The sequence below is a fragment of the Xanthomonas cissicola genome, assembly GCF_008801575.1.
In the GTDB taxonomy this organism is placed as follows: Bacteria; Pseudomonadota; Gammaproteobacteria; order Xanthomonadales; family Xanthomonadaceae; genus Xanthomonas; species Xanthomonas cissicola.
In genome coordinates this window covers 18,467-39,300 of record NZ_VZPL01000003.1, presented here as the reverse complement: position 1 = coordinate 39,300, position 20,834 = coordinate 18,467, and the positions used below count along the sequence as shown (strand labels likewise).

Annotated in this window: 16 protein-coding genes and 1 pseudogene; 9 read left to right on the top strand and 8 right to left on the bottom strand. The window is 64.8% G+C overall.

The window, feature by feature from the left end; translation table 11 throughout:
* The first annotated feature begins 70 nt into the window (after positions 1-70).
* Together F7R02_RS01930 and F7R02_RS01925 are read left to right on the top strand one after the other, a co-directional pair.
* On the top strand, positions 71-2,095 hold the full coding sequence (locus tag F7R02_RS01930; RefSeq protein WP_078590338.1) for a M3 family metallopeptidase: 2,025 nt from the start codon (positions 71-73) through the stop codon (positions 2,093-2,095).
* 159 nt (positions 2,096-2,254) lie between these two features.
* Positions 2,255-3,079, top strand: a complete 825-nt coding sequence (locus F7R02_RS01925) for a hypothetical protein (RefSeq protein WP_078590337.1) — start codon at positions 2,255-2,257, stop codon at positions 3,077-3,079.
* A gap of 89 nt (positions 3,080-3,168) precedes the next feature.
* Here F7R02_RS01925 and fabB read toward each other — a convergent pair whose 3' ends face one another.
* Positions 3,169-4,377 carry a beta-ketoacyl-ACP synthase I gene (fabB, locus tag F7R02_RS01920; RefSeq protein WP_078590336.1) on the bottom strand — a complete coding sequence of 403 codons (1,209 nt, stop codon included), beginning with the start codon at positions 4,375-4,377 and terminating at the stop codon, positions 3,169-3,171.
* Positions 4,377-4,892 (bottom strand): 3-hydroxyacyl-[acyl-carrier-protein] dehydratase FabA, encoded by a 516-nt coding sequence (fabA, locus tag F7R02_RS01915; protein ID WP_003484052.1) that lies wholly within the window; start codon positions 4,890-4,892, stop codon positions 4,377-4,379. Before fabA ends, fabB begins: the two co-directional genes overlap by 1 nt.
* A 345-nt stretch (positions 4,893-5,237) precedes the next feature.
* Here fabA and dinB point away from each other — a divergent pair, with 345 nt between their 5' ends.
* From dinB to F7R02_RS01895, 4 genes are all read left to right on the top strand, one after another.
* Positions 5,238-6,317 (top strand): DNA polymerase IV, encoded by a 1,080-nt coding sequence (dinB, locus tag F7R02_RS01910; protein WP_078590335.1) that lies wholly within the window; start codon positions 5,238-5,240, stop codon positions 6,315-6,317.
* A 142-nt stretch (positions 6,318-6,459) separates the two neighbouring features.
* On the top strand, positions 6,460-7,110 hold the full coding sequence (gph, locus tag F7R02_RS01905; RefSeq protein WP_078590334.1) for a phosphoglycolate phosphatase: 651 nt from the start codon (positions 6,460-6,462) through the stop codon (positions 7,108-7,110).
* A gap of 432 nt (positions 7,111-7,542) precedes the next feature.
* On the top strand, positions 7,543-9,759 hold the full coding sequence (locus tag F7R02_RS01900; protein ID WP_167520947.1) for a TonB-dependent siderophore receptor: 2,217 nt from the start codon (positions 7,543-7,545) through the stop codon (positions 9,757-9,759).
* Between the two features lie 59 nt (positions 9,760-9,818).
* Positions 9,819-10,781 (top strand): alpha/beta hydrolase, encoded by a 963-nt coding sequence (locus F7R02_RS01895; RefSeq protein ID WP_078590332.1) that lies wholly within the window; start codon positions 9,819-9,821, stop codon positions 10,779-10,781.
* Between the two features lie 38 nt (positions 10,782-10,819).
* Here F7R02_RS01895 and F7R02_RS01890 read toward each other — a convergent pair whose 3' ends face one another.
* The 3 genes and pseudogenes from F7R02_RS01890 to F7R02_RS26820 form a co-directional block, all read right to left on the bottom strand.
* Positions 10,820-11,206 (bottom strand): TfoX/Sxy family protein, encoded by a 387-nt coding sequence (locus F7R02_RS01890; protein WP_078567823.1) that lies wholly within the window; start codon positions 11,204-11,206, stop codon positions 10,820-10,822.
* Complete coding sequence (locus tag F7R02_RS01885; protein ID WP_003484068.1) at positions 11,203-11,685, bottom strand: free L-methionine (R)-S-oxide reductase MsrC; 483 nt, start codon at positions 11,683-11,685, stop codon at positions 11,203-11,205. Before F7R02_RS01885 ends, F7R02_RS01890 begins: the two co-directional genes overlap by 4 nt.
* A gap of 9 nt (positions 11,686-11,694) precedes the next feature.
* Positions 11,695-11,977: pseudogene (locus F7R02_RS26820) on the bottom strand (hypothetical protein).
* A 67-nt stretch (positions 11,978-12,044) separates the two neighbouring features.
* Between F7R02_RS26820 and bioD the strand changes: the two are divergent.
* Positions 12,045-12,719: a dethiobiotin synthase gene (gene bioD / locus F7R02_RS01875; RefSeq protein ID WP_005926566.1), complete on the top strand. Its 675-nt coding sequence runs from the start codon at positions 12,045-12,047 to the stop codon at positions 12,717-12,719.
* Positions 12,720-12,832: 113 nt separating this feature from the next.
* Here the strand turns inward: bioD and F7R02_RS01870 are convergent, their stop codons facing one another.
* Together F7R02_RS01870 and queD are read right to left on the bottom strand one after the other, a co-directional pair.
* Positions 12,833-13,168, bottom strand: coding sequence for a phasin family protein (locus tag F7R02_RS01870; protein ID WP_003484072.1), 336 nt, complete (start codon positions 13,166-13,168; stop codon positions 12,833-12,835).
* A 193-nt stretch (positions 13,169-13,361) separates the two neighbouring features.
* On the bottom strand, positions 13,362-13,715 hold the full coding sequence (gene queD / locus F7R02_RS01865) for a 6-carboxytetrahydropterin synthase QueD (protein WP_033484933.1): 354 nt from the start codon (positions 13,713-13,715) through the stop codon (positions 13,362-13,364).
* A 268-nt stretch (positions 13,716-13,983) separates the two neighbouring features.
* Between queD and F7R02_RS01855 the strand changes: the two genes are divergently transcribed.
* Together F7R02_RS01855 and F7R02_RS01850 are read left to right on the top strand one after the other, a co-directional pair.
* Positions 13,984-16,605, top strand: a complete 2,622-nt coding sequence (locus tag F7R02_RS01855) for a TonB-dependent receptor (RefSeq protein ID WP_078590331.1) — start codon at positions 13,984-13,986, stop codon at positions 16,603-16,605.
* Between the two features lie 174 nt (positions 16,606-16,779).
* Positions 16,780-19,077, top strand: coding sequence for a transferrin receptor-like dimerization domain-containing protein (locus F7R02_RS01850; RefSeq protein ID WP_078590330.1), 2,298 nt, complete (start codon positions 16,780-16,782; stop codon positions 19,075-19,077).
* Positions 19,078-19,277: 200 nt separating this feature from the next.
* Here F7R02_RS01850 and F7R02_RS01845 read toward each other — a convergent pair whose 3' ends face one another.
* On the bottom strand, positions 19,278-20,660 hold the full coding sequence (locus F7R02_RS01845; protein ID WP_003484084.1) for a DEAD/DEAH box helicase: 1,383 nt from the start codon (positions 20,658-20,660) through the stop codon (positions 19,278-19,280).
* Between the last annotated feature and the right edge of the window lie 174 nt (positions 20,661-20,834).

Here is a 20,834-nt window from a genome sequence, read left to right as displayed (position 1 = left end):
GCGCCACGGTTTGCCTGCCACGTTTGCCGATCTTTGAATCTACTTATCCAGTCCATTGCCGGAGCGCTCCATGACCAACCCGCTGCTCGATCTGTCCGGACTGCCGTCCTTCGATGCGATCCGCCCCGAACACGTGGGCCCGGCGATCGACCAATTGCTCGCCGAGGCCGAGGCGGCGGTGAAGGCAGCCGAGCAGGTCAGCCCGGTGCGCTGGGACAGCTTCGTCACGCCGCTGGACGATGCCACCGAGCGGCTATGGCGTGCCTGGGGGCAGGTGGGGCATCTGCAGGCGGTGGTCAACACGCCCGAGCTGCGCGAGGCCTACAACAGCAATCTGCCCAAGGTGAGCCGCTTCGGCAGCGCGCTGGCGCAGAACCTGGCGTTGTATGCGCAATACAAGGCACTGGCGCAATCGCCGGAAGCCGCACACTTCGATGAGGCGCGTCGCAAGGTGCTGGACAATGCGCTACGCGATTTCCGCTTGGACGGTGCCGAACTCGATGATGCCGCCAAGGCGCGGTTCGCGCAGATCCAGGAAGAACTCTCGGCATTGGCAGCCAGGTTTTCGCAGAACGTGCTCGACGCCACCGATGCGTGGTCGTACCTGACCGAAGACCAAACCCAGCTGTCGGGACTGCCGGCCGAAGTGATTGCCGCCGCACGCGCGGCCGCCGAAAAGGACGGCGTGCGGGGCTGGAAATTCACCTTGCAGATGCCGTGCTATCTGCCGGTGCAGAGCGATGCCGACAGCCGCGACCTGCGCGCGCGGCTGTATCGCGCCAATGCCGAGCGCGCGTCCGAATTCGGCGATGCCACGCTGGACAACAGCGCCAACATCGATCGCATCCTGGCCCTGCGCGCCGAGTTGGCACAGCTGCTTGGCTTTGCCAGTTACGCCGACTATTCGGTTGCTACCAAAATGGCGCAGAGCCCCGACGAGGTGATGGGCTTCCTGCGCGATCTGGCTGCGCGCGCCAAGCCGCATGCACAGCGCGACCGCGCCGAACTGGAAGCCTTTGCGCGCGACGAGTTGGGTCTGGATGAACTGCAGGCCTGGGACCTGGCCTACGTTTCGGAAAAACTCAAGCAGGCGCGTTACAGCTTTTCCGAGCAGGAGGTGAAGCAGTACTTCACCGAGCCGAAGGTGCTGGCCGGCCTGTTCGATGTGATCCACAGCCTGTATGGGCTCACCGTCAAACCCGACAGCGCACCGGTCTGGCACCCGGATGTGCGGTTTTACCGGTTGGAAGATGCGCACGGCGCCCTGGTCGGCCAGTTCTATCTGGACCTGTACGCGCGTGAAGGCAAACGTGGCGGCGCGTGGATGGACGATTGCCGCAACCGCCGCAACACCGCCAACGGCGTGCAGACGCCGCTGGTGTATCTGGTGTGCAACTTCGGGCGCGGCAGCGGCGATGCGCCGGCCACCTTTCGCCACGGCGAAGTCACCACGCTGTTCCATGAAATGGGCCACGGCCTGCATCAGTTGCTCACGCGCGTTGGCGAGCTGGGCGTGGCCGGCATCAACGGCGTGGAATGGGACGCGGTTGAGTTGCCCAGCCAGTTCATGGAAAACTTCTGCTGGGAGTGGGCGCGCGTGCAGGCGATGACCGCGCACGTGCAGACCGGCGAGCCGTTGCCGCGTAATCTGTTCGATCGGCTGCTGGCGGCGCGTAATTTCCAGAGCGGCATGTTCACCGTGCGCCAGCTGGAATTCGCCTTGTTCGACATGCAGCTGCACGGCAGCTACGACCCGGCCCAGGACAGCGTGCTGCAATTGATCGAGCGCGTGCGCGACGAAGTGGCGGTCAATCGGCCGCCGGCATGGAATCGCTTTCCGCATCAGTTCAGCCATATTTTTGCCGGCGGCTATGCGGCCGGCTATTACAGCTATAAATGGGCCGAAGTGCTCAGCGCCGATGCCTATGCCGCATTCGAAGAAGCGCCAGATCAACTGGAGCAGACCGGCGCACGGTTCCGCGCCGAGGTGCTTGCGCGTGGCGGCAGTCGTCCGGCGGCAGAGAACTTCCGCGCCTTCCGCAGTCGGGCCCCGACCATCGATGCGCTGCTACGGCATAACGGCATGGCGGGCTGAGAGGCCTGTACGGCCAATTGGCATCTGCATTGCATTGGTGAACGGTGCAGTCCACGCAAGCGTTATGCGAAATTTATGCTTCATTCCTACTGGATTGCAGCTTTTTTATTTAGGCACTTGCTAGAGTCCGATCGTGTCCAACGCGGCCAGGAGTCAAAAATGGTGATTGGCAACGTGTCATCCATGACGTCGCATGCGGCGACCGGCATTGATGTGGAAGCGGGTATCGATAGTCAAACTGCATCGGTACCTGCCACACCCTCCAGCGAAAATGCGTTGTCTTCGCTTGGACGGGCACCATCCCGTGCGGCGATTCGGGCCAATACCGACGTTTCTGCAGAGCCCTCGCATGCCGATGCGCCGGGCTTATTGCAGCAGGTGGGCGCATACGGCGGCCCATTAGTGGACGCAGCGGCGTCGGGGCTCTCGGTGGCCGCTGCACAACTGTCTGCGTCGCAGCAGCGGCCAGCCGAGCTCACCAGTATTGTCAGTGGTGCCCTGTGGGCTGGTGGCGCGGTCATCAATCAGGCCGGCAACGTGCCCGCCAATGCATTGGTTTCAAGCGCCAATATGGTAGGCGCTGCCGCTGGCGTACTCAGTGCGCTGGCTCCTTCGCTGAACGGAAACGACAGCACCCGTGTGGCGTATGCATCGGCGGCGGCCTGGGCATTGAACGGTGGGGCCAACCTGGTGCGTGCTGCCAGCGATACCGCCACCGTTCTTCCAAGCCGGGTGCTGCAGGGCGTCAGCGGTGCAGCAAACATCGCCGCTGCCGGGCTTGCCGCTGCCGCCACTACGGCCGCTCAGCAGGACGCGCCGCTCACGGCGGTGAAACTTAGCACCGCCTCATCCGTGGTCTGGGGCGTCGGCGCGGCTGCCGCGTTCGGATCGGCCTGGATGGCGCGTCCGCATGAAACCCCCTCTGCAGCCGCAGGATCGTCTGATGACCGCAGTCGGCCCAGCAGTCTCGGGCAGGACTCTTGATCGGCGGTTTACGTAGGCGCTGCAGCGCGACAGACGACATCGTGTGAATGCCTGCATCGGCTTGGATGGCACCGATGCGGGCAGATGGTTTAGGTTCGCCCGAAGACCAGTGCCGCGTTGGTGCCACCAAAGCCGAAACTGTTGGACATCACCGTGTTCAAGGTCGCGTCCTGCGTCTGCCGCAAGATGGGAAAGCCTTCGGCGCGCGGATCGAGGTCGTCGATATGCGCCGAGCCGGCCATGAAGCCATCGCGCAGCATCAGCAGGCTGTAGATCGCCTCGTGCACGCTGGCCGCGCCCAGCGAGTGCCCGGAGAGCCCCTTGGTCGAAGACAGCGGCGGCACGTTGTCGCCGAATACCTCGCGCACCGCGCACAGTTCGGTGACATCGCCCAGCGGCGTGGACGTGCCATGCGTGTTGAGGTAATCGATGGGATGCTGCAGCCCCTGCATGGCCATGTGCATGCAGCGCACGGCGCCTTCGCCGCTGGGCGCGACCATGTCGGCACCGTCGGAGGTCACGCCATAGCCGAGCAGTTCGGCATGGATGCGTGCGCCGCGTGCGATGGCGTGATCGTAGTCTTCCAGCACCAGCATGCCGCCGCCGCTGCCGATGACGAAGCCATCGCGCTGCGCATCGTACGGGCGCGAGGCCACGGCGGGGCGATCGTTGAAACCGGTGGACAGCGCGCCCATCGCATCGAACATCACGCTCATCGTCCAGTGCAGTTCTTCGCCGCCACCGGCGAACATCACGTCCTGTGCGCCATGCCGGATCAGATCTGCCGACGCACCGATGCAATGCGCAGACGTCGCGCACGCGGCCGACAGCGAGTAGCTCAGTCCGCGTATTTTGAACGCAGTGGCTAGCGATGCGGACACTGACGAACACATCGTGCGCGGCACCATGTATGGGCCCACCTTGCGCACGCCACGGTTGCGCAGCAGATCGGCGGTTTCCACCTGCCATTGGCTGGAGCCGCCACCGGAGCCGGCAATCACGCCGGTACGCAGGCCGCTGACCAGCTCGGCATCCAGGCCCGCATCGGCGATCGCGTCGCGCATTGCCAAGTACGCGTAGGCCGAGGCATCGCCCATGAAGCGTTTGAGCTTACGGTCGATCAGGCTGTCCAGATCCAGCGCCACCGCACCGCCGACCTGGCTACGCAGGCCTGCTTCGGCGTGATCGGGCAGCGCGGTGATGCCAGAGCGGCTCTCGCGCAATGCGCTGGAGACGGTGTCCAGATCGTTGCCCAGGCATGAGGTGATGCCCATTCCGGTAATGACGACGCGACGCATCAGAAATTCTCCGTTGAAGTGAACATGCCCACACGCAGATCCTTGGCGGTGTAGATCTCGCGCCCATCCACCAGCATGCGTGCATCGGTCTGCGCCATCACCAGCTTGCGGTTGATGACGCGGCTGACATCGATCTCGTAGCGCACCAGCCTGGCGCTGGGCAGCACCTGGCCGGTGAACTTGACCTCGCCGCAGCCCAATGCGCGGCCACGGCCCGGCGCGCCGATCCAGGTGAGGAAAAAGCCGGTGAGCTGCCACATCGCATCCAGGCCCAGGCAGCCTGGCATCACCGGGTCGCCGATGAAGTGGCAGCCGAAGAACCATAGGTCAGGGCGGATATCCAGTTCGGCACGAATCACGCCCTTGCCATGTGCGCCGCCGGTGTCGCTGATCTCGGTAATGCGGTCGAACATCAGCATCGGATCATTGGGCAGACGGCCACTGTCGGGCGCAAACAATTCCCCACGCGCGCTGGCCAGCAATTGGTCGCGCGAGTACGTACTTTGACGAGTCATGACGAACGTTTCCTGCAAGGAGCGAAAGGCGAGGCCGGGAAGGGTGCATGAGGTCGCGCGGTTCAATCAAACGTTTTATCCGTACGCATGCGTGCTGTTTTCCGCTGACTGCGCAGCGCGCAGATACGCTGCTGCATGCCACATCACAGCGCTCGGGCCTGCGGTCGATGCGTGCGTGCAGGCCCGCGTTGTCGGCTTTGCACGCGCTGTCATCGGATGCGCAACCGTTGGTGTTCGGCGCGCGCTCGTGCTCGCTTTACGAATGCGCGGTGAAGTCTCTCGACGCAAGATGTGAGACGGCGCTGGCTTATCATGAGCGCAGACCTGCGACAGAGAATCCGCTTGATGCGCAAGATCGTGCACGTGGACATGGATGCGTTCTACGCGTCCGTGGAGCAGCGTGACGACCCTAGCCTGCGTGGCAAGCCGGTGGTGGTGGCCTGGCGCGGTGCGCGTTCGGTGGTGTGCGCGGCCTCCTACGAAGCGCGGATCTTCGGCATTCGCTCGGCAATGCCGGCCGTGCGTGCCGAACGCCTGTGCCCGGATGCGATCTTCGTGCCGCCGGATTTTGCGCGCTACAAGGCGGTGTCGCGGCAAGTGCGCGGAATTTTCCATCGTCATACCGACTTGGTGGAGCCGTTGTCGCTGGACGAGGCATATCTGGACGTCACGCACGCCAAAACCGGCATGCAGCTGGCCACCGAGGTCGCGCAGTTGATCCGCACACAGATCCGCGAAGAAACCCAGCTCACGGCATCGGCCGGCATCGCGCCGAACAAGTTCCTGGCCAAGATCGCGTCGGATTGGCGAAAGCCCGATGGCCAGTTCGTGATCGCGCCCAGCCGCGTGGATGCATTTCTGCTGCCGCTCAAGGTCAATCGCATTCCCGGCGTGGGTAAGGTGATGGATGGCAAGTTGGCGGCGCTGGGCATCGTCACCGTGGCCGATCTGCGCCAGCGGCCATTGGAAGAACTGCAGGCGCATTTCGGCAGTTTCGGTCAGAGTCTGTATCGCCGCGCGCGCGGCATCGACGAGCGCCCGGTCGAGCCGGATCAGGAAGTGCAATCGGTCTCCTCGGAAGACACCTTCAGCGAAGACCTGGCGCTTGATGCGTTGGCCCCGCACATCCTGCGCCTGGCCGAAAAAACCTGGCTGGCCACGCGCCGCACCGAACGCATCCGCCGCACCGTCGTGCTGAAATTGAAGACCTCGAATTTTCGCATCCTGACGCGCTCCTACACGCCCGAGCAGCCGCCTACCTCGCAGGAGGCGCTGGCGCAGATCGCCCTGGCATTGACCCGCCGCGTGGAGCTGCCCGCGCAGACGCGCTATCGCCTGGTCGGTGTGGGCTTGGGCGGTTTCAGCGATGTCGAGAATGGCGCGGTGCAGGGGCAGCTGTTCGGCCAGATGCCGCCGTTGGAGTGAGCGGTCCGTGCCGCATTGCGTGTCGCATGCGGCGATGGCTGCATCTGACGCAGGCGGCGAGCAATCCCCAGCGCTTCGCAGTGACGCGCGCTGAATCTTGCACTGCGTACACTGCGCCTCTCCCGCACACGAGGCCGTCCGAATGTTTCCGTATTCGCTGGTGATCTTCGATCTGGATGGCACGCTGGTGGACAGCGCACCCAATATTGCCGAGGCTCTCAACGGCACCTTGCAGGAATTGGGGCTGCAGCAGTTCAGCGAAGAAACGATCCGCGGCTGGATCGGCGAAGGTGTGCATGTCCTGCTTGCCATCGCACTGCGCGAAGCCGGCAGCACCTGCGATGCCGATGCGGCGATGCCGGTGATGATGCGCCATTACGAGGCGAGCCTGCTGCACGACCCGCAGTTGTATCCCGGCGTTGCCGAGGCGCTGACGGGCTTGCGCAATGCGGGCGTCACGCTGGCCTTGTGCACCAACAAACCAGCGCGTTTTATCGCGCCGTTGCTGGAGCATCTGGGCATCGCCGCGCACTTCAGCCGTGTGCTCGGTGGCGATTCGTTGCCGCAGCGCAAGCCCGACCCGGCGCCGCTGCTGCAGCTTGCCCATGATTTTCAGCGTCGCCCGCAACAGTGTTTGATGGTCGGCGATTCGGCCACCGATGCCGCCGCTGCGAACGCCGCGAACATGCCGCTGGCGATGGTGTGTTATGGCTACCTGCGTGGCTTCGATGTGCAGACCGCCGGTGCCGTGGCCATCATCGACGACATGCGCGAGCTGCTTGCGTTGAGGTAAGGCGCGCTGCGCGATTGGCGTGTGTTGCAGACACCGCCTTTATCAAGGCGTAGCCAGCAACACCGCTCTGCGTCACGGCGTTCGGCGCGTTTGATTGACACCATTTGCGCGACCGTCGCGTCTATACGCAGTTGATGCAGATGCCCGCGATGCGTGCGCCGGACGTGACTGTATGAGGTGCCGCAGGACTGCACTGCCGGCATGCGGCTGCGCCATCACCACGATTCGATTTGAGAATGAATCGCATCTGTGTAGAATGCCCGGACAATCTTGACTGCTGCACTGCCTCGCACACGCGTCGTGAGCCTGCTGCACGCAGCACCCCCACCGTGTCACCTCAAGCCGTCGCCAGAGGTCTATCTCCTGTCGAGAGGTTTGAAAATGTCCGCATCACGCCGGCCATGGATGTCTGTGCCTGCACGTTGTCCCATCTTGTCCCATCGTCAGCTGGTGCTGGCCGTTGCGGTGGGTTGCGGCAGCTGCATCTTCAGCGCTTCCGCCGAAGACATCGTCGCCGATCCGCAATCGCTGGACACCGTGCACGTTACTGCAGCGCAGATTGCGCGCCAGGCGCTGGGTACTTCGGTCATCACCGACGAAGATATCGAACGGCGCGCGCCGGTCAACGATCTTTCGCAGCTGCTGCGCAGCATGCCCGGCGTCAATCTCACCGGCAACAGTGCCTCCGGGCAGTACGGCAATAACCGCCAGATCGATCTGCGCGGCATGGGGCCGGAAAACACGCTGATTCTGGTCGATGGCAAGCCGGTGGGATCGCGCGATGCGGTGCGCATGGGGCGTAGTGGCGAGCGCAATACACGCGGCGACACCAACTGGGTGCCGGCCGATGCGGTGGAGCGCATCGAGGTGCTGCGCGGCCCGGCGGCAGCGCGGTATGGCTCGGGCGCCTCCGGTGGCGTGGTCAACATCATCACCAAGAGACCCACCGGCGATCTGACCGGTGCGATGACGCTGTTCGGTCTGGTCCCGCAGCACAGCGCCGAAGGCGGTGGTCAGCGCACCGGATTCCAGTTCAGTGGCCCGCTGTCGGACACGTTTTCGTTCCGTCTGTACGGCAATCTCAACAAGACCGATCCGGATTCGCTGGAGCTCAATCGCCGCTTTGCGAGTAACGCCGCCGCAGTGCCGCCGGCCGGGCGCGAGGGCGTGCGCAACAAGGACATCAATGGCCTGTTGCGCTGGGATCCGATGGAAGGGCAAGTGATCGAACTCGATGCCGGCTTCAGCCGCCAGGGCAATCTGTATGCGGGCGATCGCGCGGTCAGCGCCGATGGTCTGGCCGGCGCAGATCTCACTGCCTTGTTCGGCAGCGAAACCAATACCATGTTGCGCCGCACGTTCTCGCTCACCCATCGCGGCACCTGGGCGCTGGGCACCTCGCGCCTCACCGCTGCCTACGAAGGCACCGACAACACCCGCCTCAACGAAGGCCTGGCCGGTGGCCCGGAAGGCTCCATCGCCGCCAACCTGCTCGATTCCACCGCCACGCTCGATAACCTCAACATCGACGGCGAGTTCAACCTGCCACTGCAGGCATGGGCCGAACAGGTGCTGACATTCGGTTTCGAGCGCCGCCAGAGCCGTCTCAACGATGCGTATTCGATGTCGCAGACGGTGAGCGCCGGTGGCGGCTTCCCCGGTCTGGATGCAGGCACGCGCAGTCCACGCAGCCAAGCCTCGCTCAGTGCCGTGTATCTGGAAGACAACATCTACGCCAGCGAGCGGCTGACGCTGACGCCAGGCGTACGCCTGGATCACCACAGTCAGTTCGGCAACAACCTCAGCCCCAGTCTCAACGTGCAGTACAGGCTCAGCGAAGACTGGTTGCTCAAGGGCGGCATCGCGCGCGCCTTCAAGGCCCCCAACCTGTATCAGTCCAACACCAATTATCTGTATTACACGCGCGGCAATGGCTGCCCGGTGCTGTTCCCCAACCTCGGTTCGGGCTGCTATATCCAGGGCAACGACACCCTCGATCCGGAAACCAGCATCAATAAGGAGATCGGCATCGAGTGGGCACCGCAGAGCGGCCACCATGCCTCGCTGACTTACTTCCATAACGCGTACGACGACAAGATCGTCGCCGGCCTGGTGCCGGTCGGCACCACCGCCGATGGACGCGGGCAGGTCTTTCAGTGGACCAATGCATCGGAGGCGATCGTGCAGGGCGTGGAAGGCAATCTCACCCTGCCGTTGCTGGGTGAGCAGGGTCGCGTGTTGAAGTGGAATAGCAACATCACCTACATGATCGAGAACAAGAACACCGCGACCGGTCAGCCGCTGTCGGTGATCCCGGAATACACGGTCAACACCACGCTGGATTGGCAACCGACGCAAGCGTTGTCGCTGCTGCTCGCCGGCACGTTCTACGGCAAGCAGGAATCGGCCACGCAGTCGAGCACCAGCGGCGGCGCCATCGCCTCCGACACGCGCGAGCCCTACGATGTATGGAGCATCAGTGCGCGCTACCGCGTCACCCGCACGGTCAGCCTCGGCGTGGGCGTGGACAACCTGTTCGACACCCGGCTGTTTCGCGAGGGCACCAACAACACCGGTGGTGCAGCAGGCGCGGCCACCTATAACGAACCGGGGCGCGCGTATTGGGCGACGTTGCGCTTTGGTTTCTGATGTTTGGCCACCACAACACTGCCGCTGCCGGGCGGGCGGTGCGCGTGAGGAGAGCTTCGATGCATCGCTATCGGTGGACCGTTTGGGTTTGCATGTCGCTATGGCTCGTGTGTGTCACGCCGGCACTCGCGCAGCCGGATCTGTCTCGCACGATCGGCAGCACCGTTGCCGACCGTGCCAGTGCGTCCTATGCGTTCAGCGCGCTGCAACTGACGGCTGCCGACGGGCAACGGCGGTATCGCATACGGATCGCCGTGCCAAAAGCGCCACCGCCGGCGGCCGGTTATCCGGTGGTGTATCTGCTGGATGGCAACGCGGCATTGATGGAGCTGGACGCGCATCTGCTCGACAGCCTGTCCACGCACGGCGATGCACCGGTATTGGTGTTCATTGCCGATGACAGCGCGCTACGCATCGATGCGATCGGCCGCAGCCTGGATTACACACCCGCGCGTTACGGCGATGGCCGCGTGGAGACCGATCCGTTGAATCCGCAACGTCGAACCGGCGGCGCGGCCGCGTTCGCGCAACTGATCGCGACGCGCATTCGCCCGCAGGTGGAGGCGCGCGTGGCGGTGGACACTCGCCGGCAGACCGTGTGGGGCCACTCGTACGGTGGGCTGTTCGTGTTGCACATGCTGCTGACGCAGCCGCAGCTGTTTCAACACTACGTCGCGGTGGATCCGTCGCTATGGTGGGGCGATGGCTTCATCGTCGATCAGGCGCACCGCCTGGTGGATGCTGCGCAAGCGACAGACGCATACACGCCGCAGGTATTGCGGAGCGTGACGATGATGGCAGGCGAGGGCGAACCTCCCACACGCAACCCAGCAGCACGCGCCATGCCAACCGAGCGGCCCGGAAGGCCACGCGCAGATCCGCACGCAGTCCCCAAGCTCGTCGCGCTGTTGTCCTCGTTACCGGGCATCAAGGCCGACTATCGGCCGCTTCCCGGTCTTACGCACGGACAGACGCTGGGTGCCTCGCTCGCACCCACGCTGCGGGACGCCGCCGCGCGTTGACGCCACGCGCCGCATGGACGGTGCCGCACGCCGCGCGCTCAGTCGTCGTGTGCCGTCTCCGCGGCGTCATCGGCCGCAGTGTCCGCATCGCCGTGCATATCGTCGTCGTCGGCACGCGCGTAATGCACGGTTTCCACCGGTCCGCCGATGGCGCGGCCGCGCATCGGTAGCAGCGCGCTGGCCGCTTCGTATTCGGCGAGCAAGGCGTGCCGGCGCGCTTCCGGCACGTCCTGCCAATGGCAATCGGCCAACGCACCTTCCAGCGAATACAGCAGATTGAGGCTGGGCTTGAAGCCCGCGCGGCGCACCTTGACGAATGCGCCCACCGCACCCACCGCTTGCAGGTCCTGCTGCGTGCGCAGCCCGACCTGGCGCAGCCACGCCGCGCTCTTCGGGCCGATGTTGCGCATCCGCTCGGTGGTCACGCCAGCGCGTCTACGAAGAGTTGCGCAATGGCTTCCAGGCCACGTTGGTCGTCGGCATCGAAGCGGTCCAGCTCCGGGCTATCCAGGTCCAGCACGCCGATCAGCGCATCGCCCTTGACCAGTGGAATCACCAGCTCCGAGCGCGATGCCGAATCGCAGGCAATATGCCCAGGGAACGCGTCCACATCGGCAATGCGCTGGCTCTGCCGGGTACTGGCAGCTGCACCGCACACGCCCTTGTCCAGCGGAATGCGCACGCATGCCGGCAGGCCCTGGAACGGCCCCACCACCAGCTCGCGGCCGTCGTAGAAGTAGAAGCCGGCCCAGTTGAGCGACGGCAACGAATGGAAGATCAGCGCGGCCAGATTGGCGGCATTGGCGATCCGGTCCGGCTCGCCGTGCACCAGTGCCTGGGCCTGGGCGGTGAGCTGGGCATATTGTTCCGGCTTGCTGCCGGTCAGCGAAGAGGTGGTGAACATCGGCAAAGTTTAGCAGTGGCCGTCTTGCAGCGTGGTTGCGAGCGGGCAGGGAACGCGCAAGAGCTGCCATCCGCAGGGCGCTCCGACCCGCGGGCATTACAACATGCAGAATGCGCCGAAGCGGTACGCATGTTCGACACCGCGCTCTTATCTCGCGTGCCCGACCGCGGACATCGGCATCTGCTCCAGCTGGTTCCACCGCTGAATCGCAATCATCGGCCAAGGCAGCCAGGGCCGCGCACGTAGGCAGCGTGCTCCCGCAGGCAAACGAGAAACAACCGGCCTCAGCCATGGATCCGGTGTGCACGTTATGCTGCGCGCCCTCACGGCAATGGCGGCGCGGCCGCAGGATCAGGCGTATGCAGCATCCAGCTTTTTATGTCACCGGCACCGATACCGGCATCGGCAAGACCATGGGCAGCACCGCGCTGTTGCACGCGTTGCGCGCACGCGGCCATCGCGCCGTCGGCATGAAGCCGGTGGCCAGCGGCTGCGAACACACGCCCCACGGCTGGCGTAACGAAGACGCGCTCGCGCTGCAGGCGGCCAGCGATCCTCAGCCGGATTACGCCGTGCTCAATCCCTACGCCTTGCCGGCGCCGCTGGCACCGGAGCTGGCAGCAGCTGAGGTCGGCGTGACGCTGGCGCTGGAGCCGATCGTGCAGGCCTTCGCACAATTGCGCACGCAGGCCGAGGTGGTGGTGGTGGAAGGCGTCGGTGGCTGGGCCGCGCCGCTGAGTGCGACGCTGGATCAAGCCGATCTGGTGTGCGCCTTGCAGCTGCCGGTGGTGCTGGTGGTCGGCGTGCGGCTGGGCTGCATCAACCACGCGCGCCTCACTGCTGCTGCCATTGCTGCCGATGGGCTGCAGTGCATCGGGTGGATCGCCAATGAAGTGGATCCGCAGATGGAGCGCATCGAAGAGAACATCGGCATGCTGCGCCAGCGCCTGGCGATGCCGTACTGGGGCCGGATCCCGTGGCGCCCGGGCGCCGACGCTGCCACCCAGGCGCACGGGCTGCAGTTGCCGCGCTAGCTGGCACGGCGCGCTTGCGCAGGCAATAAAAAAGCCCGACAGAGGGAGGGATCTGTCGGGCCGGATTGCACGGGGGGAGGGACCCATGCAAAGACGCTGAATTTTATTGGCGCTTACTTACGCCGGGTCTTGCCTGATGCGCCGGCCTGATCGCTGCCGTTTTCGAACTGTTGCTTGGCAAACTGCCCAAGCTCGCTGGACATCTTCAATCCCAGCCCGACCACTTCCTGGTTGACCGAGGCCAAGCGTTCCAGGTTGTCGCGCGCTACCTGCAGGCCTTTCGGCCAAAGCGTCTGATACGCGCCCAGATCGCGTGCCTGCGCAAACTCGCCGAAAAAGCTGCTGGTTGCGTTGACGTTGCGTTCCAGCGTTTCCAATGCCAACTGGTTGGCACGTGCTGCGGCAGAAGCGAACTGGCTGGTGAAACTGTTTTCGAACTGCGCCGACATTGCGAACCCCTTGGGGAAAGCCGTGACCGTTTGTTGCGTTGCAGCATACACCTATATTGTTGCGATGCAACACGTTTGCTGAAGATTTTCGAAACAGCTGTCAAAGTGTTTGCATATCAACCGGTTAGCTGGCTCCGGAAACGACGAAGCCGCCCCAGCGGGCGGCGTCAGGTCACACAAGTGCGCCGTGCGCTCAGCCGCGGTAGCGGCAGCCGGAGGTGCAGGTTTCATGCACCACGATCTCGCTCAGCTGCGGCAGCGCCGGCTTGAGCTGGTCCCAGATCCAGATCGCCAGGCGCTCGCTGGTGGGGTTTTCCAGTCCCTCGATTTCGTTGAGGTAATGGTGGTCCAGGCGGTCGTAGATCGGCTGGAAAGCGGCCTTGATGTCGCCGAAATCCATGATCCAGCCGGTCTCGGCGCCGGGTTCGCCGCTGACATGCAGCTCGACGCGAAACGAATGGCCGTGCAGGCGCGCGCATTTATGCCCAGGGGGCACGTTGGGAAGCCGGTGCGCGGCTTCGAGGGTAAAGACTTTGAAGATATCCATGCGCGGCATTGTAAGTGCGCCGGGCCGTATGGAGCCCACGGCACGCGCAACGCTGCAGTACTTTCCGCATCTCCAGGCGATGGCGACCGCTTGCACGCGATAGGTCAGGGCAGCACCGGCCAGGTCCGGTGCGCTGGCAACGTCCTCGTGTGTCAGCGTGTGTCACCGTGACGCATATCTGTATGCAGATATGTAATTTTTGTTAGTAAAGCGTACATGGCCCACTGCACGGCCCCCCTGTTCGTGGATGCCGTGCGTGAAGCGCCCTATGCCTTATCTGCTGTCTCTTGCCGTGTTGTCGGTGCTGATCCCGCTTGCACATGCCGACGAGGCAACACCCGCCACCGGCAAGACCCTGGCTACCGTCAGCGTCACCGGTTCCAACATCAAGCGCAGCGACAGCGAAGGCCCAAACCCGGTGCAGGTGATCGACCGCCAGCAACTGGAGCAGTCCGGCAAGGTCACCGTGGCCGACGCGCTGCGTTCCATCTCGGCCAACACCGGCAACGCCACCAATGAAACCACCAACAACGGCTGGGCGTCCGGCTCGGCGGGCATCGGCCTGCGCGGGCTGTCGCAGAAGAACACGCCGGTCCTGCTCAACGGTCGCCGCCTGGCCAATTACGGCTTTCCCGCCAATGGCCTGGGCGACACCTTCGTCAATCTCAACGCGCTGCCGCTGGTGGCAGTGGAGCGCATCGAAGTGCTCAAGGATGGCGCCTCGGCGGTGTACGGCTCCGACGCGGTGGCTGGCGTGGTCAATATCATCACCCGGCAGGATTTTCAGGGCGCCGAACTGGGCCTCAGCGGTGGTACCTCCGATCAGGGCGGCATGGACACGCAGCGTGCCAAATTCGTCGGCGGGATCGGCGATCTGGACAGCGACGGTTACAACATCCTTTTCAGCTTCGACGCCTACAACCGCGACCGTCTCGATCAGGACCAGCGCGCACTGACCCGCTCGGGCATCTATAGCGATCTGCCGGGCGGGCGCTGGAATGGCTGGTCGGCCAAGGGCGCACGTTACCTGGTCGGCGGCCGCTCGGTGCCGATGCTCGATGCGCAGGGCAACTGCCCTGCCGGCACGGTGCTGACCGCCAGCGCGCCGATCGACGGGCTGGCCGGCGACACCTGCGGCTTCAACCAGGCGCCGTTCACCACGTTGATTCCCTCCACCAAGCGCTATCAGGCCTACACCAACGCCACCTTCCGGCTCAGCGATTCTGTCGAAGCGTTCGGCGAGGCGCTCTACAGCGAGGTCAAGGGCGTGTCGATCTTCGGCTCCAGCCCGTACTTCACCTTGGAAGGCGGCCGCTTTGCGTTGAACGCCAGCACCGGTCTGGCCGAGCCGGTCTCCAACCTGCTGCCGGCTTCCAGCCCCTACAACCCGTACGGCACGGCGGTGCCGATCGAATACACCTTCTTCGACCTGGGCCAGACGGTCAAAACCAATCGCTCGCAGTCCTACCGCTTTCTCGGTGGCGTGCGCGGCACCACCGAACGCTGGGACTGGGAGGCGGCGGCGTTCGCCGCACGCAGCACCGAGCACGAAACCGTGTCCGGCGGTTTTGCCAACCGCTTCACCTTGGCGCAGGCGTTGGCCGACGGCAGCTACAACCTGCTTGATCCAGCGGTCACACCGCAGGCGGTGATCGATGGCATCAACCTCAGCACCTTGCGGCCTGCGCAATCGACCTTGCGCGGTGTCGATGCCAAGGTGTCGGGCAATCTGTTCGAGCTGCCGGCCGGTAGCGTCGGATTCGCCGCCGGTGCCGAGTGGCGGCAGGAAGAACTGGTGTCGCGTAATCCGCTGCAGATCGATCAAGGCCTGCAGATCCGCCCGGCAATTGCTGCGGTGGACGGCGAGCGCAAGGTGTCTGCGCTGTATGCCGAAGTCAACGTACCGCTGCTGCCATCGCTGGAGCTGCAACTGGCCGGGCGTGGCGATCACTACAGCGATTTCGGCGATGCATTTTCGCCCAAGGCGAGCTTGCGCTGGCAACCGCTCGATGCGGTGCTGGTGCGCGCGGCGGCCTCGCGCGGTTTTCGTGCGCCGTCGCTGTCGGAGAATGCGGCCAGCACCAATATTTCCTACGGCTCGGTGGTGGATCCCTACGATCCGGATGTGCCGGGCTCGCGCCAGAACCCGACTTTTTTCACTGTCGGCAACACCGCGCTCGACCCCGAGCGCACCCGCAGCTACAACCTGGGGGTGGTGTTGTCGCCATGGGCAGAGACCAGCCTGAGCGTGGACTGGTACAAGATCGAACTGGACAACCTGGTCGGCACCGGCAACAACGCCACCATCGTGCAGAACAATAATCCGGCCGATGTCGTGCGCAACGAGTGCGGCACCCTGGTGGCGGTGTACAACCGCTATCAGAATCTCAGCGAGCTCAGCACCTCCGGAATCGATGTCGAACTGCGCCAGCGTTGGCGCACCGAGGCGGCCGACAACTTCGGGCTCAACACGGCTTACACGCATGTCCGCGATTACCGTCGGCCCACCGTGGTCGGTGGCCCGCTGCAGGATTACGCCGGCAGCAATCTCGGCCCGTCGCTGCCCCGCAACAAGGCCACCACCACGCTGGACTGGAATCTGGGTACCATCAGTGCCGCGTTGACCTGGTACTACACCGGCGGCTACGACCAGAAGGCCAGCGCGGCAGCGAGCGCCGTGCAGTCGCGCGTGGGCGACTACAACCAGTTCGATCTGTATCTGGGCTACACCGGCATCGACGCGCTCACGCTCTACGCCAAGATCGAAAATCTGGCCGACAAGCAGCCGCCGGTCGATGCGTCGTTCCCCGGGATTCGCGCGCCTTACGACTTCACCCAATACGACCTGCGCGGCCGCTATTTCACGGTGGGGGTGGATTACCGGTTCTGATTCGCGCACGCAGCGCCGATGCGCGTGATGGAGAGTTGCCATTAACACCGCCATCGCGCCACCGCCCGCTGCACCGTCAGGTTCGCGACCTCGTTCGTGCGATGGTGGCCTGCCTGCCATCGCTTTGAACGACTAATCGCGCTTCGCCTCGAACCCTTTCTTCAAGGACTCACAATGACTTCTTCGCAGCATGCCTGGCTGATCGCCATGGCCCTGGCCGCACCTTCTGTAGCCGCGCAATCGGCCGCACAACCTGCAACTCACGCGGGCGCGCTGCCCGGTTACGACGCCGCGGCCGCCCAGGCGCAACGCGCGCTGGAGGCACGCTTCGACGACGGGCTGAAGGACGCCGATTATCGTGGCTGGTTGAAGCAATGGTCGTCGGCGCCCAATCAGGTCGGCGCACCGCACAACCTGGAAAACGCCCGCGATCTGCAAACGCGCCTGCGCGACTACGGCTGGGATGCGCGGATCGAAACCTTCGAGGTGCTGTGGCCGTCGCCCAGGAGCTCGCAGCTGGAATTGCTTGGCCCCAAGCCCTATATCGCGCGCTTGAAAGAGCCGCCGCTGGCAGGCGACAACACCTCCACGCAGACCGAACACGTGCTGCCGCCGTACGTGATCTATGGCGGCAACGGCGATGTCACCGGCGACCTGGTCTACGTCAACTACGGCATTGCCGAAGACTACGAAGCGCTGGCGCGCAACGGCGTGGATGTGCGCGGCAAGATCGTCATTGCGCGCTACGGCAAGGGTTGGCGCGGGCTCAAGCCGCGGCTGGCGCAGGAGCATGGCGCGATCGGAGCGATCATCTATTCCGATCCGCGCGACGACGGCTATTTTCAGGATCAGGCCTATCCCGATGGACCGGCGCGCAATCAGTGGAGCGTGCAACGCGGCTCGGTTGCCAACTTCGCCATCTACCCAGGCGATCCGCTGACGCCGGGCGTGGGCGCAAGCAAGGGCGCCAAGCGCCTGAAGATCGAACAGGCCGGCAGCGTGTTGAAGATCCCGACCCTGCCGATCAGCTGGGGCGACGCACAGCCGCTGCTGGCCGCGTTGGGCGGCCCGGTAGCACCGGAAGACTGGCGCGGCGCCTTGCCGATCACCTATCGCATCGGCGGCGATGCAAAGGCACGCGTGCATCTGAAGGTGGATGCCGACTGGGGCAGCCAGACCATCTACAACGTCATCGCCACCTTGCGCGGCAGTGAATATCCAGATCAATGGGTGGTGCGCGGCAATCACCGCGACGGCTGGGTATTTGGTGCGGCCGACCCGCTATCGGGCACCACCGCGCTGCTGGCCGAAGCCAAGGCGATTGGCGAGCTGGCCAAACAGGGCCAGCGTCCCAAGCGCACGCTGGTGTACGCCAGCTGGGATGGCGAAGAGGCCGGCCTGCTCGGCTCCACCGAGTGGGCCGAGCAACACGCCGACGAGCTGCGACGCAAAGCGGTGCTGTACGTCAACACCGACGGCAATGGACGCGGCTTTCTCAACGCCGGTGGCAGTCACGCGTTGCAACGCCTGGTCAACAGCGTGGCGGCCGACGTGCAGGACCCGGACAGCGGCGTAAGCGTGCTCGAACGTCAGCGCGCGCGTGCGCGCATCGACGCACTGGCACCCGCCGCCAAGCCGGCGCAGAAGGACATCGCAAAAACCGCTGCGGGCGGCGGCGACATTCCGCTCAAGGCGCTCGGTTCGGGCAGCGACTACAGCCCCTTCCTGCAGCATCTGGGACTGGCCACGCTGGATCTGGGCTATGGCGGGCAGGGCGGAGGCAGTGGTGTCTATCACTCGCTGTACGACTCCTACGATTATTTCGCACGCTTCATCGATCCGCAGTTCGCCTATCTGCCGCTGTTGTCGCAAACCGTGGGCCGTACGGTCCTGCGCGTCGCCAACGCACCGGTGTTGCCGCAGCGTTTCGGCGACTTCGCCGATGCGGTGGCCGGTTATGCGCAGGAGCTCAAACAACAGGCAGACAGCGACCGCACTGCGGCGCGCACGCAGGCCGAGTTGCTGCAGGCCGGCGCCTACGCGGCGGTGGATAACCCGAACCGGCCGCAGCGTGCGCCCGAGCCGAAAGCGGCGGTGCCGCAGATCGATTTCGCTGCACTGGATCAGGCGATCACGCGCCTGCAGGGCAGTGCCAAGCGTTACGACACGGCATTGGCCGCACGCGGCGGCAATCTGGATGCGCACGTACGCAGCAAGCTCAACGCCTCGCTGCAGCGCATCGATCAAACCCTGCTGGCCGAGGCTGGTCTGCCGGGCCGGCCGTGGTACCGCAATCTGATCTACGCCCCCGGTCTGGCCACCGGTTACGAGGTCAAGACCTTGCCCGGTATCCGCGAAGCGCTGGAAGACCGCCGATGGGAGGACCTGAGCCGGTACATCGTGCAGACCGCCGCAGTGCTGGACCGCTACCGCGAGGCGATCGATCGCAATACTGCGCTGATCGAAGGCTAACTTGGCGCTGCTGCACAGCACGACTGGCAGCACTGCATGGCAGCGATGACGCCACGGCCGCCAGGCGTGGACGATGCGTGTTGCACGCGGCCCGGTTCGCCACAGCGCAGTTGCTGCAGTGCGCCCACGAAAAAGCCGCCCCGAAGGGCGGCTTTTCAGTTCAACGCCAACCTGGCGCCGGATGTGCCGGCGCGCAGGATTCAGCGCGTACCGCTCGGACGCTGACCACCACGACCACCATCGCGCCGGCCTGCACCCGCGCCAGTGTTGGCCTGACGTGGCCCGTTGCTGCGCTGGCCACCCGGCTTCTTCGGGCCGGCATGCGCGTGCGCCTGACGTGGTGCATCGCCGTGCGGACGACGGGCATGGCTCTTGCGCGGCGCGCGATCGCCACCCGGCTGCTCGGCACGACCCGGCGCGCTGTTGCCCCAGCGGATCGGGGTCTGCGGCTCGTAGCCCGGCACGTCGCGGATTTCCACATCGCGGCCCAGCATGCGCACGATCTGGCGCAGCAGCTTGGCTTCGTCCTGCGCCACCAGCGAAATCGCCTCGCCGGTTGAGCCATTACGGCCGGTGCGGCCGATGCGGTGCACGTAGTCCTCGGCCACCATCGGCAGATCGTAGTTGATGACCTTCGGCAGCTGATCGATATCGATCCCGCGCGCGGCGATATCGGTGGCCACCAGCACGGTCACGCGGCCGGCCTTGAAGTCGCTCAGCGCACGCATGCGCTGACCCTGGCTTTTGTTGCCGTGGATCGCCGCGGTCTTGATGCCGGACTTCTCCAGGAACAGCGCCAGCTTGTCGCTGCCGTGCTTGGTACGGGCGAAGACCAGGGTCTGCTCGCGGCTATCCTGCGCCAGCAGGTGCAGCAGCAGATCGCGCTTGCGCGCGCCGTCGACCGGGTGCACGCGGTGGGTGATGCTCTCGGCCACGGTATTGCTCGGGGTGACCTGGATCTGCATCGGGTTGCGCATGAACTCCAGCGCCAGCTGCTTGATGTTCTCTTCGAAGGTCGCCGAGAACAGCAGCGTTTGACGATCCTGGCGCGGCAACTTGGTCAGGATGCGCTTGATGGAGGGCAAGAAGCCCATGTCGAGCATGCGGTCGGCTTCGTCCAGGATCAGCACTTCGATGCCGGACAGGTCCACGCTGCGACGTTCGATATGGTCGATCAGGCGGCCCGGGCAGGCGATCAGCAGGTCCACGCCACGACGCAGCGCATCGAGCTGGTTGCCCATGCCCACGCCGCCATAGATCACCGCGCTGGGGATGCGCAGGTACTTGCTGTAGCCGCGCAGGCTGTCGTGCACCTGGGTGGCGAGTTCGCGGGTGGGGGTCAGGATCAGCGCGCGCGGCTTGCGCGGGCCGTTGACGGTCTGCGGCGCGGTGCCCAGGTGCTGCAGCAGCGGCAGGCCGAAGGCAGCGGTCTTGCCGGTGCCGGTCTGCGCGCCGGCCAGCAGGTCGTGACCGGCCAGGACCAGCGGGATCGCCTGCTGCTGGATCGGGGTGGGGGTTTCGTAGCCCTGCTCGGCCAGCGCGCGCAGCAGGAAGGGCGCAAGGCCCAGGGATTCAAAAGACATCAGGAAGCTCCAAGTAAAGCGTCGCCGCCAAGCCAAGCCCGGAGCGCAAACGCATTGCAGATGCAAGAAAGTGAGGCTCGGAGCGTTCCCGTGAACCGCGCTGCGAGATGGTGGATCAACCCGATCAAGAAGCGATGGGTTTGTCGGCACCACGAAAGGCGTCGGGTGGGGCGG

What these genes read in the sequence shown, in the direction of transcription:
- bioD (WP_005926566.1), top strand. Translation starts at nt 12,045, where the DNA reads ATGCAGCATCCAGCTTTTTATGTCACCGGCACCGATACCGGCATCGGC.
- fabB (WP_078590336.1), bottom strand. Translation starts at nt 4,377, where the DNA reads ATGCGTCGCGTCGTCATTACCGGAATGGGCATCACCTCATGCCTGGGC.
- gph (WP_078590334.1), top strand. Translation starts at nt 6,460, where the DNA reads ATGTTTCCGTATTCGCTGGTGATCTTCGATCTGGATGGCACGCTGGTG.
- F7R02_RS01925 (WP_078590337.1), top strand. Translation starts at nt 2,255, where the DNA reads ATGGTGATTGGCAACGTGTCATCCATGACGTCGCATGCGGCGACCGGC.
- F7R02_RS01845 (WP_003484084.1), bottom strand. Translation starts at nt 20,660, where the DNA reads ATGTCTTTTGAATCCCTGGGCCTTGCGCCCTTCCTGCTGCGCGCGCTG.
- F7R02_RS01850 (WP_078590330.1), top strand. Translation starts at nt 16,780, where the DNA reads ATGACTTCTTCGCAGCATGCCTGGCTGATCGCCATGGCCCTGGCCGCA.
- F7R02_RS01930 (WP_078590338.1), top strand. Translation starts at nt 71, where the DNA reads ATGACCAACCCGCTGCTCGATCTGTCCGGACTGCCGTCCTTCGATGCG.
- queD (WP_033484933.1), bottom strand. Translation starts at nt 13,715, where the DNA reads ATGGATATCTTCAAAGTCTTTACCCTCGAAGCCGCGCACCGGCTTCCC.
- F7R02_RS01895 (WP_078590332.1), top strand. Translation starts at nt 9,819, where the DNA reads ATGCATCGCTATCGGTGGACCGTTTGGGTTTGCATGTCGCTATGGCTC.
- fabA (WP_003484052.1), bottom strand. Translation starts at nt 4,892, where the DNA reads ATGACTCGTCAAAGTACGTACTCGCGCGACCAATTGCTGGCCAGCGCG.
- F7R02_RS01885 (WP_003484068.1), bottom strand. Translation starts at nt 11,685, where the DNA reads ATGTTCACCACCTCTTCGCTGACCGGCAGCAAGCCGGAACAATATGCC.
- F7R02_RS01855 (WP_078590331.1), top strand. Translation starts at nt 13,984, where the DNA reads ATGCCTTATCTGCTGTCTCTTGCCGTGTTGTCGGTGCTGATCCCGCTT.
- F7R02_RS01870 (WP_003484072.1), bottom strand. Translation starts at nt 13,168, where the DNA reads ATGTCGGCGCAGTTCGAAAACAGTTTCACCAGCCAGTTCGCTTCTGCC.
- dinB (WP_078590335.1), top strand. Translation starts at nt 5,238, where the DNA reads ATGCGCAAGATCGTGCACGTGGACATGGATGCGTTCTACGCGTCCGTG.